This window comes from Sphingomonas sp. PEI4 (assembly GCF_056679955.1).
Genome location: NZ_CM155258.1, coordinates 869,574 through 882,500, shown reverse-complemented (window position 1 = coordinate 882,500; position 12,927 = coordinate 869,574). Strand labels below are relative to the sequence as shown.

Annotated in this window: 11 protein-coding genes, 1 tRNA gene, 2 rRNA genes, 1 pseudogene and 1 other annotated feature; of the genes and pseudogenes, 12 read left to right on the top strand and 3 right to left on the bottom strand. The window is 60.9% G+C overall.

The genetic code is table 11. From position 1 onward, the window contains the following. Nucleotides 1-203 precede the first annotated feature (203 nt). The 5 genes from AC1MLZ_RS03795 (at nt 204) to AC1MLZ_RS03775 (ending at nt 4,123) form a co-directional block, all read left to right on the top strand. A 23S ribosomal RNA gene (locus tag AC1MLZ_RS03795) occupies nt 204-2,999 on the top strand. A 251-nt stretch (nt 3,000-3,250) separates the two neighbouring features. Continuing rightward, nucleotides 3,251-3,365 (top strand): 5S ribosomal RNA (gene rrf / locus AC1MLZ_RS03790). An 83-nt stretch (nt 3,366-3,448) separates the two neighbouring features. Further along, nucleotides 3,449-3,525, top strand: a tRNA-Met gene (locus AC1MLZ_RS03785). Between the two features lie 184 nt (nt 3,526-3,709). Then, complete coding sequence (locus tag AC1MLZ_RS03780; protein ID WP_480960529.1) at nt 3,710-3,862, top strand: hypothetical protein; 153 nt, start codon at nt 3,710-3,712, stop codon at nt 3,860-3,862. 18 nt (nt 3,863-3,880) lie between these two features. After that, on the top strand, nt 3,881-4,123 hold the full coding sequence (locus AC1MLZ_RS03775) for a hypothetical protein (protein ID WP_480960528.1): 243 nt from the start codon (nt 3,881-3,883) through the stop codon (nt 4,121-4,123). 53 nt (nt 4,124-4,176) lie between these two features. Here AC1MLZ_RS03775 and AC1MLZ_RS03770 read toward each other — a convergent pair. Next, nucleotides 4,177-5,321, bottom strand: a pseudogene (locus AC1MLZ_RS03770) (IS3 family transposase). Beyond that, nucleotides 4,898-5,014 (bottom strand) — a sequence feature (AL1L pseudoknot). It overlaps the preceding pseudogene by 117 nt. A gap of 688 nt (nt 5,322-6,009) precedes the next feature. On the opposite strand from AC1MLZ_RS03770, the gene yghU reads away from it, so the two are divergent. Next, complete coding sequence (gene yghU, locus AC1MLZ_RS03765) at nt 6,010-6,903, top strand: glutathione-dependent disulfide-bond oxidoreductase (RefSeq protein ID WP_480960527.1); 894 nt, start codon at nt 6,010-6,012, stop codon at nt 6,901-6,903. Between the two features lie 118 nt (nt 6,904-7,021). Here yghU and AC1MLZ_RS03760 read toward each other — a convergent pair whose 3' ends face one another. Both AC1MLZ_RS03760 and AC1MLZ_RS03755 read right to left on the bottom strand, forming a co-directional pair. Beyond that, the gene (locus tag AC1MLZ_RS03760) at nt 7,022-7,435 is read right to left on the bottom strand and encodes an alpha/beta hydrolase (RefSeq protein ID WP_480960526.1); all 414 of its coding nucleotides are present in this window, start codon (nt 7,433-7,435) and stop codon (nt 7,022-7,024) included. Between the two features lie 513 nt (nt 7,436-7,948). Continuing rightward, complete coding sequence (locus AC1MLZ_RS03755; RefSeq protein WP_480960525.1) at nt 7,949-8,185, bottom strand: hypothetical protein; 237 nt, start codon at nt 8,183-8,185, stop codon at nt 7,949-7,951. 567 nt (nt 8,186-8,752) lie between these two features. On the opposite strand from AC1MLZ_RS03755, the gene AC1MLZ_RS03750 reads away from it, so the two are divergent. The 6 genes from AC1MLZ_RS03750 to AC1MLZ_RS03725 all read left to right on the top strand — a co-directional run bounded on the left by AC1MLZ_RS03750 (nt 8,753) and on the right by AC1MLZ_RS03725 (nt 12,894). Further along, nucleotides 8,753-8,878 carry a phosphatidylserine decarboxylase gene (locus AC1MLZ_RS03750; protein WP_480960524.1) on the top strand — a complete coding sequence of 42 codons (126 nt, stop codon included), beginning with the start codon at nt 8,753-8,755 and terminating at the stop codon, nt 8,876-8,878. 96 nt (nt 8,879-8,974) lie between these two features. Further along, nucleotides 8,975-9,139 (top strand): hypothetical protein, encoded by a 165-nt coding sequence (locus tag AC1MLZ_RS03745; RefSeq protein ID WP_480960523.1) that lies wholly within the window; start codon nt 8,975-8,977, stop codon nt 9,137-9,139. Nucleotides 9,140-9,541: 402 nt separating this feature from the next. Continuing rightward, a complete protein-coding gene (locus AC1MLZ_RS03740; protein WP_480960522.1) occupies nt 9,542-10,327 on the top strand; it encodes an ABC transporter permease in 786 nt (261 codons plus the stop codon). Beyond that, entirely contained in the window at nt 10,324-11,106 is a 783-nt protein-coding gene (locus tag AC1MLZ_RS03735) for an ABC transporter ATP-binding protein (RefSeq protein WP_480960521.1), read from the top strand. Before AC1MLZ_RS03740 ends, AC1MLZ_RS03735 begins: the two co-directional genes overlap by 4 nt. Further along, nucleotides 11,103-11,666 carry a cysteine dioxygenase family protein gene (locus AC1MLZ_RS03730; protein ID WP_480960520.1) on the top strand — a complete coding sequence of 188 codons (564 nt, stop codon included), beginning with the start codon at nt 11,103-11,105 and terminating at the stop codon, nt 11,664-11,666. Before AC1MLZ_RS03735 ends, AC1MLZ_RS03730 begins: the two co-directional genes overlap by 4 nt. Then, nucleotides 11,638-12,894, top strand: a complete 1,257-nt coding sequence (locus AC1MLZ_RS03725; protein ID WP_480960519.1) for a rhodanese-like domain-containing protein — start codon at nt 11,638-11,640, stop codon at nt 12,892-12,894. The genes AC1MLZ_RS03730 and AC1MLZ_RS03725 overlap by 29 nt, the downstream gene beginning before the upstream one ends. Nucleotides 12,895-12,927 lie beyond the last annotated feature (33 nt).

The window sequence follows — 12,927 nt, the reverse complement described above, 5'->3', positions numbered from 1 at the left end:
GCGAGGATTGCTCAGGCAGTTCGTGAGCGTTTCGGCGTGCAGCGATCTGACAGGCAGTTTGAGGGTCCAGATATCGACATCATCATACTAATAATCTGGCTGAGATTATAATCATCCGCACCTGACAAAGATCAACGCGCACTGCTCTGCCGAGTTGGTGATCCGAAAGGACACCCAGTGATGTCGTTGGTGGTGTGGACTCTCAAGCGTGAGGTAAGGGCAATTCGTGGATGCCTTGGCACATACAGGCGATGAAGGACGTGGCACGCTGCGATAAGCGTCGGTGAGTTGTGAGCAAACTTTGACCCGACGATTTCCGAATGGGGAAACCCACCTATCCCGATTAATTCTACTTGAGCAGCAATGCTGGGGTAGAGTTAATTAGGTTAGGTATCACTTAGCTGAATACATAGGCTTCGTGAAGCGAACCCGGCGAACTGAAACATCTCAGTAGCTGGAGGAAAAGACATCAACCGAGATTCCGTTAGTAGTGGCGAGCGAACGCGGACCAGGCCAGTGCCTGAATTTCAACTAGTAGAAGTCTCTGGAAAGTGACGCCATAGCGGGTGACAGCCCCGTATACGAAAGTGAGAATTCAGGACTCGAGTAGGGCGGAACACGTGAAATTCTGTCTGAACATGGGGGGACCACCCTCCAAGCCTAAATACTCGTATGTGACCGATAGCGAACTAGTACCGTGAGGGAAAGGTGAAAAGCACCCCGATGAGGGGAGTGAAACAGTACCTGAAACGGATTGCCTACAAGCAGTTGGAGGGCTTTTATGGCCTGACAGCGTACCTCTTGCATAATGGGTCTGTGACTTAATGTATCAAGCAAGCTTAAGCCGTTAGGTGTAGGCGCAGCGAAAGCGAGTCTGAATAGGGCGCCAGAGTTTGATGTATTAGACCCGAAACCCGGCGATCTAGGCATGACCAGGATGAAGGTGCAGTAACATGCACTGGAGGTCCGAACCGATTAACGTTGAAAAGTTACCGGATGAGTTGTGTTTAGGGGTGAAAGGCCAATCAAGCCGGGAAATAGCTGGTTCTCCGCGAAAACTATTGAGGTAGTGCCTCGCACGAACACCTTAGGGGGTAGAGCACTGGATGGGCTAGGGGGTCGCGAGATCTACCAAACCTAACCAAACTCCGAATACCTAAGAGTGATATGCGGGAGACAGACGGCGGGTGCTAAGGTCCGTCGTCAAAAGGGAAACAGCCCTGACCTACAGCTAAGGCCCCCAAATCGTATCTAAGTGGGAAAGCATGTGGGACTTCCAAAACAACCAGGAGGTTGGCTTAGAAGCAGCCATCCTTTAAAGAAAGCGTAACAGCTCACTGGTCTAAACAAGAGGTCCTGCGGCGAAGATGTAACGGGGCTCAAGATACGTGCCGAAGCTTAGGGTGTGCCATTTATATGGTACGCGGTAGCGGAGCGTTCCGTAAGCCTGTGAAGCGATCTGGTAATGGGTCGTGGAGGTATCGGAAGTGCGAATGCAGACATGAGTAGCGATAAAGAGGGTGAGATGCCCTCTCGCCGAAAGACCAAGGGTTCCTGCGCAAGGCTAATCCGCGCAGGGTGAGCCGGCCCCTAAGACGAGCCCGAAGGGGGTAGTCGATGGGAACCACGTTAATATTCGTGGGCCTGGTGGTGTGTGACGGATCATGTGTGTTGTCATCCCTTATCGGATTGGGATGGCTTCGAAATGGTTCCAGGAAATAGCCCCACCGTATAGACCGTACCCGAAACCGACACAGGTGGTCAGGTAGAGTATACCAAGGCGCTTGAGAGAAGTGTCCTGAAGGAACTCGGCAAATTGCCTCCGTACCTTCGGAAGAAGGAGGCCCTCACTATGCGCAAGCACTTTGAGGGGGCACAGGCCAGGGGGTAGCGACTGTTTAGCAAAAACACAGGGCTCTGCTAAGTCGGCTTCAAGACGACGTATAGGGCCTGACGCCTGCCCGGTGCCTGAAGGTTAAGTGGAGGGGTGCAAGCTCTGAAATGAAGCCCAGGTAAACGGCGGCCGTAACTATAACGGTCCTAAGGTAGCGAAATTCCTTGTCGGGTAAGTTCCGACCTGCACGAATGGCGTAACGACTTCCCCACTGTCTCCAGGACATGCTCAGCGAAATTGAATTCTCCGTGAAGATGCGGAGTACCCGCGGTTAGACGGAAAGACCCCGTGCACCTTTACTGCAGCTTCAGAGTGGCATTAGGAAGAAACTGTGTAGCATAGGTGGGAGGCTTTGAAGCATCGGCGCCAGCTGATGTGGAGCCATAGGTGAAATACCACCCTGTTTGTTTCTGATGTCTAACCTCGTTCCGTAAGCCGGAACAGGGACCCTCTGTGGCGGGTAGTTTGACTGGGGCGGTCGCCTCCTAAAGAGTAACGGAGGCGCGCAATGGTGGGCTCAGGACGGTCGGAAACCGTCTGTTAGAGTGCAATGGCATAAGCCCGCCTGACTGCGAGACTGACAAGTCGAGCAGAGACGAAAGTCGGTCATAGTGATCCGGTGGTCCCTCGTGGAAGGGCCATCGCTCAACGGATAAAAGGTACGCCGGGGATAACAGGCTGATAACCCCCAAGAGCTCATATCGACGGGGTTGTTTGGCACCTCGATGTCGGCTCATCACATCCTGGGGCTGGAGCAGGTCCCAAGGGTTTGGCTGTTCGCCAATTAAAGTGGTACGTGAGCTGGGTTCAGAACGTCGCGAGACAGTTTGGTCCCTATCTGCCGTGGGCGTCGAAATTTGAGAGGAGTTGACCCTAGTACGAGAGGACCGGGTTGAACATACCTCTGGTGTACCAGTCGTTCCGCCAGGAGCGCAGCTGGGTAGCTATGTATGGACGGGATAACCGCTGAAAGCATCTAAGCGGGAAGCCTCCCTCGAGATAAGATTTCATAGAGCCGTCGGAGACCACGACGTTGATAGATCGGATGTAGAAGTGCGGTAACGCATGGAGCTAACCGATACTAATTGCTCTATTCGCGCTTGAGAGTCTCACACCATCAATGACAACACTGGGTCACCAGCTAGCCATCAGATGCGTGCGGATGATTACCCAAGTCGAACGCCAGATTGCCAATCCCCTCGCCGTCGAGGGATTGGTTCAAATACACCAGCACTCGGTGTTCCGAGAGGCTGGCAACCAAAACGTGCACGGTATCGATTTTAAAACCCCACCAAGGCGAAAGCCAAAGTGGGGTACCCAAGCATTCCCCAACGTATCGTCGCACCGGCTCCATTGCCTGGTGGCTATAGCGTCGGTGTCCCACCCGATCCCATTCCGAACTCGGCCGTGAAACCCGCCTGCGCCAATGGTACTATCGCTCAAGCGATGGAAGAGTAGGTCGTCGCCAGGCATTGAAGCCCGTGCGACGATACGAACAAGGAACGCTCAAAACCCATTCACCATGTCTCATACCCCCTTCGCTAACGCGAATGTCGCGGGGTGGAGCAGCCCGGTAGCTCGTCAGGCTCATAACCTGAAGGTCACAGGTTCAAATCCTGTCCCCGCAACCATTCCCCAACATACCACAACCGCCCAGAACATCCTGAGGCGGCTTTTTTGTGCCTTTTTACGTAAGTTGCGCCGTCTCAGAGCCGTCGTGGGCGGGCCAGCGAATGTCGCTGAGTGCCAGGACGTCGATTTGCTTTTGAGGGTATTCCTGGGGGTATGATGCCGAACTCGGCAGGAGATACCCCTATGGCTCTGAAAGACCTCGAAGCTCGCTACGCCACCAAAGGCGACAAGGACTATAAGCTCTCCGACGGCGAACGGCTCTACCTTCTCGTCCGGCCGAACGGCTCCACGACTTGGGACGAGCTCCAGGGGCTCGATACGCCTGACCCGATCTAGCGGATGCCTGCTACGCGCATGAAGATTGAGCGTGAGCATATCGTCCCCCTTGCACCGGCGGTCGCGCTGTTGGCCGATCTCAGCAAGCTCAGCACCGGGACGTATGTCTTTGCCGGCGACGAGCTCGGGAAGCCCATCTCGCTGAACACCATGATCTACGGCTGCTACCGGATGGGCTATCGTGGCCGTCAGACCGTCCACGGCTTCCGCGGGATTGCGTCGACATGGGCAAACGAGGCTGAATACTATCGCCCCGACTAGATCGAGATGGCGCTTTGAACCGCCCCGGGTCTGCCGGAGCCTTGGGTTGTGAGTCATGCTGCCATATCGATGTTGTCCGCGGCAGCATAATATTGATCTTCGGCTTCGGCAGGCGGGATGTTGCCGTGGGCTCCAGCAGCCGACGATGTTGAACCAGTCGCCCCATTCGAGCGTGGCGTACTCGACGGCCTCGGCGAGGCGCTCGGTGTACTTGATAGACACGTATTGTGACCCGCGGTCGCTGTGGTGAACCAGGCCGCCACGGTGGACCGGCCTGCGGTCATGAAGCGCCTGCTCGAGCGCGTCCAGGACGAAGCTGGCATGTGCTGTCCTGCTGGCATGCCATCCGACAATCCGGCGGGCGTAGGTGTCGATGACGAAGGCGACGTAGACGAACCCCGCCCAAGTCGCGACGCAAGTGAGTCCTATACCCACAGCATGTTCGGCGCTGGGCCGTAGACCCTTCGGCAGGCTCAGGAGGCGGTTGACGTGATCGCGCGCGCACGGCGCCGCTTTATCGCTGATGGTCGTGCGCACCGGCTTGCCGCGGATTACCCCTGGCAAGCCCATCCCGCGCATTAGCCGTTCCACGGTACAGCGCGCGACCGCAAAGCCCTCCCGCATCATCTGCGGCCAGACCTTGCGCACGCCGTAGACCGCGAAGTTTTGGGCGGACACGCGGGCGATCTCGGGCTTGAGGGCCACATCCTGCCGCGCCCGCGCCGACAGGCGCGCTGGGTCCTGTCGCTGCGCGACGCGCTCGTGATAGGTGGATGGGGCGATCGGCAGGACGCGGCAGATCGGCTCGACCCCATGGACATTGCGGTTATCGTCAATGAACGCAATCATCGCTTGAAGGGGCGGTCGAGCTCCGCCTCAGCAAAATACGCGGATGTCCCTTCGGCAGGCTCAGGACAGGCTTACGCAGGATCTCGTTGGCCTGCCGCAGCTCGCGGACCTCGCGTTCCAGCGCCTTCACCTTGTCAGCGACCTCGGCCGGGACTCCGGCCCGCTTGCCGCTGTCGACTTCGGCCTTCTTCACCCACTCATGCAGCGTCTGCGGAACGCAGCCGATCTTCTCGGCAATCGATACCACGGTCGCCCATCTGGACGGATGATCCCTCTCGTGATCGAAAACCATCCGCACCGCTCGCTCGCGGACCTCGGGCGCAAACTCGTTCGCGGTCTTGCTCGTCATGGCTCTCTTCTCAGGAGTTGGAGCCTCCGACAAACCCGGGGCGGTTCACTTCGGTCGAGAGCTACAAATGGGCGCGGTTGTGGGTCGGGCTGTTCTACGGCGTGATCACCATTCTGCTCAGTTGGCTCGCAGTGGCGAACTTGCCAAAAACGACGAATGTCCCGTCCGTGACGCAGTCAGTTCCAAACAGGATCAAGTCCAAAAAGCAGTGCCAAAAGTCAGCCTGCCGTGCCGCCGACAACCCGCCGCGTCCAACACCCAACCGCCGGCGGCCCGCTAAGCAAGCCGTTAGGCATCCGCGTTGCAAACGGTCGGACGATGAGGGGACCAGACGCGCACTGGAATGCCGGCCGGGCGAACTTTGGACGTCGACTTCTGACAAAAACTGTCGTTCGACATTTCGCGTGCGAACGTCCGGAATGCTTCATTTCTCGCCGTTTCCGTGCCGTCAATGTGGCCGCGTTGCGCTCCGACCGTGCCACATTAACGAGCGTCCAAAGCTGAGAGCCGGTCAAGCAGGTCTAAATGACTGGATGTGGGGCTTCGAACATCGCCCCCAAGGCGATGTACAAACCCGCCACAAGAGCCAAATCAGTTTACCCGGGCTCACCAAACCTACTCCGCGCTTGCGTCGAATTCTGCAACGGCTCAATTCGTCGACAAGGAATAACCATAGCGGAGAATCCGAATGACCGAGACCGCCGAATACACGCCGCCGAAGATCTGGACCTGGAACAAGGAAAGCGGAGGCCGGTTCGCCAGCATCAACCGTCCGATCGCCGGTGCCACGCACGACAAGGAATTGCCGGTCGGCAAGCACCCTCTCCAACTCTATTCGCTGGCAACGCCCAATGGCATGAAGGTGACGGTGATGCTCGAGGAACTGCTCGCCGCGGGGCACGCGGGTGCGGAATACGACGCCTGGCTCATCAAGATCATGGACGGCGACCAGTTCGGCAGCGGCTTCGTCGAAGCCAATCCCAACTCCAAAATTCCCGCGCTGGTCGATCGCAGCGGCGCAAGTCCGATCCGGGTCTTCGAATCCGGCTCGATCCTGGTCTATCTCGCCGAGAAATTCGGCGCGTTCCTGCCCACCGATGCCGCCAAGCGCGCCGAGGTGCTTTCGTGGCTATTCTGGCAGATGGGGGCGGGGCCGATGCTCGGCGGCGGGTTCGGGCATTTCTACGCCTATGCGCCGGTGAAGATCGAATATGCGATCGACCGCTTCGCGATGGAGGTGAAGCGGCAACTCGACGTGCTCGACCGCCGCCTGGACGAAAGCGAGTATCTCGGCGGCGACGAGTATTCGATCGCCGACATGGCGGTGTGGCCCTGGTACGGCGCTCTGGTGAAGGGGCTGGTATATGATGCTGCCGAGTTCCTTCAGGTGACGGACTACAAGAACGTCCTGCGCTGGACCGACCTGATCGCCGCGCGGCCTGCGGTGGCGCGTGGGCGGATGGTCAACCGCGTGATGGGCGATCCTTCCAGTCAGCTCCCCGAACGCCACGACGCCGGCGACTTCGACACGCGGACTCAGGACAAGCTCGACGCTGCGGCGACCAACGGCGCGACGGGATGACGCTTTGCCAAAGAGGCTGAGCGTTCGTTTCGAGGGCTAGCCTCTTGGCGACGCCGGAATTAGCTCGATACGGATCGGATCGATGCCTGCCTCGGCGTCAGGTCCGGTCGAGCGATATCTAGCCATCTCCTATGGCGTGGAGAATGCGATACGCCGCCTCGACGTCGCGCTCGACGACGGCGGAGGTAAAGCGTTCGATGATGGTGCGCAGCCGACCGGTCGGCGCTGCTGCAGCGGTCAGAAGCGGGCCATCGATCAAGCGACTTCCCCATTCGACGCCCAGGCGCTGCGTTTCGTCATCCGCGCCGACGACGATCGATGGGAAGGGCAACACCATCTTTGGGGACGCAAAGCCCTGACGATTGAGGCCTGTCCCTTCGGGAGCCACGAGCAGGGCGCCAGAGACCTTAGCGGTGTAGGATTTCGGCGACAGGCGCGCCCACCACGCCGCCGCCGCGCAAGCGCTTCCCTGCGCCAAGAGCATGACTGCACGATCGGAAATCGACACCGCGGCATCGATGCGCGCCGCCATCGCGGTTCGCTCCGCGGTGGTACGGCCCCGAACCGCGATCTGCTGCATTTCACCAAACCGTAGAAATTCCCGGAACCGGTCGAAGATGGATACAGCATTTTCAGGGACCAGCGCGATGAGCTTCAGCCGTTGGCTCTCCAAGACAGCAACAGACACAATCGAGTCTCCCGTTCGATGAGCACATGTGCTGCCTACTTCAGATCAATGGCGCAATGCAGTTGACCGGATACAAGCCAGAACGTTCTATCCTGGCTCTCGGCTGATCTCGGGGCGAGTTGCGTCAGTGGCGATACAACCGTCCCGTTCACGGGGCGGTGCAAAGCTGAACCCGAGCAGATTTAACGTAGAGACGATCGACCGGAGAGTGGCGCGCGCGAACCGGTGCGGGCGGCGGATCGGATGACGGCGAGCGCGTCGGCGGAGCAATCGACGCGAACGTCACGTCGTTCCGAAAGATCGCAAAATGACCGCGCTGCCCTATACAGCGTCATCGCCAGCGCGGCGGGCAGTGCCTCAGGCTGTTGCCGCCGTCAGCCGCAGGTCACGGGCCTCAGCGGAGGTTATGGGGCGATCACGACCTGCACACTTGATGACCAACCCATCCACTTCAGCAGGATCAAGCGCGGTGAATGCCTGCACCATCTGCGCGAGCGATCCGGATGCGATCGGTTCGTTGCCCTGCGCGGCGTCGTCGTTCTCGTCCGCTTCCCGCATCAGCTTGGCGGGCATGTTCAACATGGTTTTCAACACGCTTACTATCTCCGGGCCCCCGGTATGTCGCAACCGTGGAACGCGGAGAGTAGTGCGTCCAGACCGGCGTGGGTCCGTTTGCGCTCGCCCTACAGTGGCACGCGACGAACTGCGCTTCCGCCGCGCGCGGCCGGTGAGCTGGGCAATCTCAAACGCTACCAGGAACGCGAGCTACGAGTGCCGCGCTATCGATCGCGACCCTGCCGGACTGGGCTGCCGCTATGACTAGGGACGTTGCGCTGGCTGACGCCGGTATCGCTGAAGCCCAGCTGCGTGAATAAGAACGCCGCGGCACGGTCCGCTTCTGCATGCGAAGACCTCGTGGCGCGGGCTCGCCTAGCTCTTGTGCCATGCCGCTCCGGACGTCGCGGACGGAAGGGCAATGGCTGCCTATAAGCGGGCCCGCCGAAAGCGCGGGGTAGGGAGTACATTTTCCACGACCGATCTGATTGGCGGCGACGGCACGCTGGCAGCGGAGTTCCGTCATGGCAGTTTCGCGAACCTCTAACTCTATCGCCGCGTGATTATCACCGTTCCCATATGCCGCGCGCCGGCAGATTGACCAGTATGATCTACATTCCAGGCAGCCTGTTTTCAGTGAACCCCGTCATCGCACGCGACGTGCCCAATCTGTTCGCGCGAAATGAACGCCTCGTGTGCGTATTCGAGAGTTCGGAGATGGTACATTCGTGATGGTGCTAGTCGGCGCTACCATCGGCGGAAATATAGCTACCGCATAGCACGGCGCCGTCAATTCGAAGCTTACCGGCAAGCTGACGGGATGGCGCTATGCCGATCAAGAGATGGCTCTCGAACAGGGCAAGGAAATGGCGTTTCCTGCTTGGCTCGACGATCGTGATGCCAGCCCGGCATGGAACGATCGCATTTGATGAAAGCTGGATGCCAGCACGGCCGGAGCGGCTCGGCGAGCGCATGGGCGATCGCCCGGTTTGACGCCCGAGACCGAAGCAACTGATCCGTCCTGAAATAGTCTTCAACCGAGATGAACGGATGTCAGTCTAGGAAGCACTCCACACGATCCCAGACGTTCGCAACTGGGTCATCAACGACGACCATCGAGTACACGCTGCTGCCGGTGAAATACATCGACTTGTAGCGGAGGTCGCCCCCAATCCATCGCGAGGCGGATCGCTACATCTCCGACGGCTCCGCTGCTCGTCAGCCAAGATAAAGTATGTTGGCGCATGTCGAGGGATAGCCCATCCGTGATGCTCGCTGGCTGGTTCGTAGGCCTGAGAAGAAATGGACCGATAAGCATCGCTCATCGTCGGGCAACGACAACTCGTTGGATTGCGCGATTGGATTGGTCCTTATCGGCCTCAGACTGCGCGAAGGATGCCGATGACTGCCATGCTGAGACGTATCACGGTATCGCGCTGGCTGTCGCCGGTGCTGCTTTTGCTGCTTTGGGAGACCGGGTCCCGCAGCGGCGTGATCCCCGAGCGTACGCTGGCGGCGCCGTCCTCGGTCGTATCGACGATGCTACAGATGACCGTGTCGGGCGAACTGCCGAATAATCTGGCGGTGTCGCTGGTGCGCGCTGGGCTGGGGCTGGCGCTCGGCGTCGGGGCGGGAGTGATCCTCGGATTGATGGCGGGGCTAAGCCGGCAGGGCAACGCCGCGATCGATCCGTTGGTGCAGATCAAGCGCACGATCCCCGTCGTTGCGCTGTCGCCGCTGTTCATCGTCTGGTTTGGGATCGGCGAGACGACCAAGATCGCGCTGATCGCCTTCGCCACGATGTTGCCGGTGTATATCAACCTCTATGAAGGCATTCGGGGCGTCGACGTGCGGCTGCTGGATGCCGCGCGCAGCTTCGGCCTTTCGCGCGCGGAGCTGATCCGCGACGTGATCCTGCCCGGCACGCTGCCCGCGCTGATCGTCGGCTTGCGTTATTCGTTGTCGATCGCGGTGCTGATGCTGGTGATCGCGGAGCAGATCAACGCCTCGGCCGGGATCGGCCACCTGATCAACGATGCGCGCGATTTCATGCGCACCGACATCATCGTCGTCTGCCTGCTCGTCTATGCCCTGCTCGGCCTGGCGGGGGACATGATCATGCGCGTGATCGAGCGGCGTGCCCTGGCCTGGCGGCCGAGCGTGATGGAGTTGCGCGCATGAGCGAAGTAGTGCGGATCCCGCTGGCCGCCCCGCTGGTCGTAGTACCCGGGCCGCCACCAGTGGTCGATCTCAAGGGCTTTTCGCGCCATTTCGCTGGCAACAAGATCCTCGATTCGCTCGACCTGCAGATCGCGCCGGGCGAATTCGTCGCCTTGCTCGGCCGCTCCGGCTCGGGCAAGACGACTTTGCTGCGCACACTCGCCGGGCTCGACGGTATCCAGGGCCAGGACATTACCGTGCCGGCGAGCCGCGCGACCGTGTTCCAGGATGCCCGGCTGCTGCCGTGGAAATCGGTGTGGAAGAACGTGGCGCTCGGACTGCGCGGCCGCGATCTGCGCGCCATAGCCGAACGCGCGCTGCGCGAGGTAGGACTCGAACACCGCGTCGATGCTTGGCCGCTGACGCTGTCCGGCGGGGAGGCGCAGCGCGCGTCGCTGGCCCGCGCGCTGGTACGACAGCCGGAATTGCTGCTGCTCGACGAGCCGTTCGCCTCGCTCGACGCGTTGACCCGTATCCGCATGCATGCGCTGGTCCTATCACTGTGGCGCACGCATCGCCCCGCGGTGTTGCTGGTAACGCACGACGTGGAGGAAGCTATGGCGCTTGCCGATCGCATCCTGGTGCTCGATCGCGGGCAGATCGCCGCGGAGGAAGTGATAACCGCGGCAAGGGGGCATCGCAGCAGCGTCGTCCGCGCGCTCCGCGCGACCTTGCTCGGGCATCTCGGGCTGGAGACCGATGGTGGCGTCTATGCGGACATGATCGGGCGCGAAAGATGAGCGATCTGGCGCCGCTCCGGGCATTCATCGATCGGCTGGGCGAGTTGATCGATCGGAGCGACGAAGAGCTGACGATCCTGGCCGAAGGCGAGGCGCTGCTCGCCGCGCTGGTCGCCAACGACACGTGGCTGCCCGACAGCCATGCCGCGCCCGATTTAGAACGCTACCGCCAATATTTGCTGTATCGCGATCCGGCCGAGCGCTTCTCGGTCGTCAGCTTCGTGTGGGGTCCGGGGCAGCGCACGCCGATCCACGATCATACCGTCTGGGGCCTGGTCGGCATGCTGCGCGGGGCGGAGATCGCCGACAGCTATGACGATCCGGCCGACGCTGCGCGCGTGACCGAGCGTATCCGGCTCAAGCCGGGGCAGGTTGCGGCCGTCTCCCCGACGGTGGGCGACCGCCATCTCGTCGCCAACGCCTATGATGATCGCGTATCGGTCAGCATCCACGTCTATGGCGCCGATATCGGCCAGGTGCGGCGCGCGACCTACGATACCGCCGGCACACCCAAGCCGTTCGTGTCGGGCTATGCGCCCGCGCCAGCGCTTATCTTCTAGGAGTTCATCGTTGACCGACCGAATATCCGCGCAGGCTGTGCGCCGCGCGCTGCTGCTGCGCCACGAAATTGCACTTCTCGACCTGCGGCACGAAGCGGACTTCGCCACCGGTCATCCGCTGTTCGCGGCGAACCTGGCGGTCGGGCGGATCGCGATCGAGGCGGAGATCCGGCTGCCGCGCAAGGACGTGCCTATCGTGCTCTACGGGGCCGACATCGAACTGGGTGCGGCAGCGCTGGCGGGCTTGGGCTATAGCGATGTGGCTGAACTCGACGGGGGCCTGGCCGGCTGGCAAGCGGCGGGCTACGAATTGTTTGCCGACGTTAATTCCTATTCCAAGGCGTTCGGCGAATTGGTCGAGGCCGAGCGGCATACGCCGTCGCTGGCGGCCGAAGAGGTCGCCGCGCTGATCGCGGCGGGCGCCGACATCGCGATCGTCGATGCGCGCCGGCCGAGCGAATATGCGACGATGAACATCCCTGGCTCGGTCAGCGTGCCCGGTGCCGAGTTGGTGTTGCGCGCCGCCGCCGCCGCCCCCGATCCGGCGACGACGGTCATCGTCAATTGCGCCGGCCGCACGCGCTCGATCATCGGCACGCAGTCGTTGATCAACGCCGGCCTGCCCAATCGCGTCGTCGCCTTGCGCAACGGCACGATTGGCTGGACGCTCGCCGGGCAAGCGCTGCAGCATGGCGCCCATCGCCATATCGCAGTCGGCGATCTAGACGAAGCGCGGACGCGTGCGCGGCAGGTCTCGTATCGCGCCGGGGTGCGGCATCTGACGCCGGAAGATGCCGCAGCATTGGAAACGCGGGACCGGACGCTCTATCGCTTCGATGTGCGCACCGCGGAGGAATATGCAGCCGGCCATATCGCCGGCTTCCGCCACTATCCCGGCGGGCAGTTGGTGCAAGAAACGGACATGGCCGCGCCGGTGCGCGGCGCCCGCATCCTGCTCGCCGACGATCTGGGCGTGCGCGCGGACATGACGGCGTCGTGGCTCGCGCAGATGGGCTGGGAAGTCTATGTGCTCGACGGCGGGTTCGACGGGGCGCTGGAGCAGGGCGCGCCCGCGCCGCTGCCGGCGATCGATCCGGCGCAGCGCTACAAGCGGCCCTATGAGGGCACGGACAATGCCACGACGGCGATGCAGGCCTATCTCGATTGGGAATATGGGCTGGTAGCGCAGATACGACGCGACGCGAGCCATGGGTTTTTCGTTATATAAACCTCCCCGAGACGAACTCGGGGAGGGTTTTAG

What these genes read in the sequence shown, in the direction of transcription:
- AC1MLZ_RS03750 (WP_480960524.1), top strand. Translation starts at nt 8,753, where the DNA reads ATGATCTACATTCCAGGCAGCCTGTTTTCAGTGAACCCCGTCATCGCA.
- AC1MLZ_RS03735 (WP_480960521.1), top strand. Translation starts at nt 10,324, where the DNA reads ATGAGCGAAGTAGTGCGGATCCCGCTGGCCGCCCCGCTGGTCGTAGTA.
- AC1MLZ_RS03780 (WP_480960529.1), top strand. Translation starts at nt 3,710, where the DNA reads ATGGCTCTGAAAGACCTCGAAGCTCGCTACGCCACCAAAGGCGACAAG.
- yghU (WP_480960527.1), top strand. Translation starts at nt 6,010, where the DNA reads ATGACCGAGACCGCCGAATACACGCCGCCGAAGATCTGGACCTGGAAC.
- AC1MLZ_RS03725 (WP_480960519.1), top strand. Translation starts at nt 11,638, where the DNA reads ATGCGCCCGCGCCAGCGCTTATCTTCTAGGAGTTCATCGTTGACCGAC.
- AC1MLZ_RS03760 (WP_480960526.1), bottom strand. Translation starts at nt 7,435, where the DNA reads ATGGCGGCGCGCATCGATGCCGCGGTGTCGATTTCCGATCGTGCAGTC.
- AC1MLZ_RS03730 (WP_480960520.1), top strand. Translation starts at nt 11,103, where the DNA reads ATGAGCGATCTGGCGCCGCTCCGGGCATTCATCGATCGGCTGGGCGAG.
- AC1MLZ_RS03745 (WP_480960523.1), top strand. Translation starts at nt 8,975, where the DNA reads ATGCCGATCAAGAGATGGCTCTCGAACAGGGCAAGGAAATGGCGTTTC.
- AC1MLZ_RS03740 (WP_480960522.1), top strand. Translation starts at nt 9,542, where the DNA reads ATGCCGATGACTGCCATGCTGAGACGTATCACGGTATCGCGCTGGCTG.
- AC1MLZ_RS03775 (WP_480960528.1), top strand. Translation starts at nt 3,881, where the DNA reads ATGAAGATTGAGCGTGAGCATATCGTCCCCCTTGCACCGGCGGTCGCG.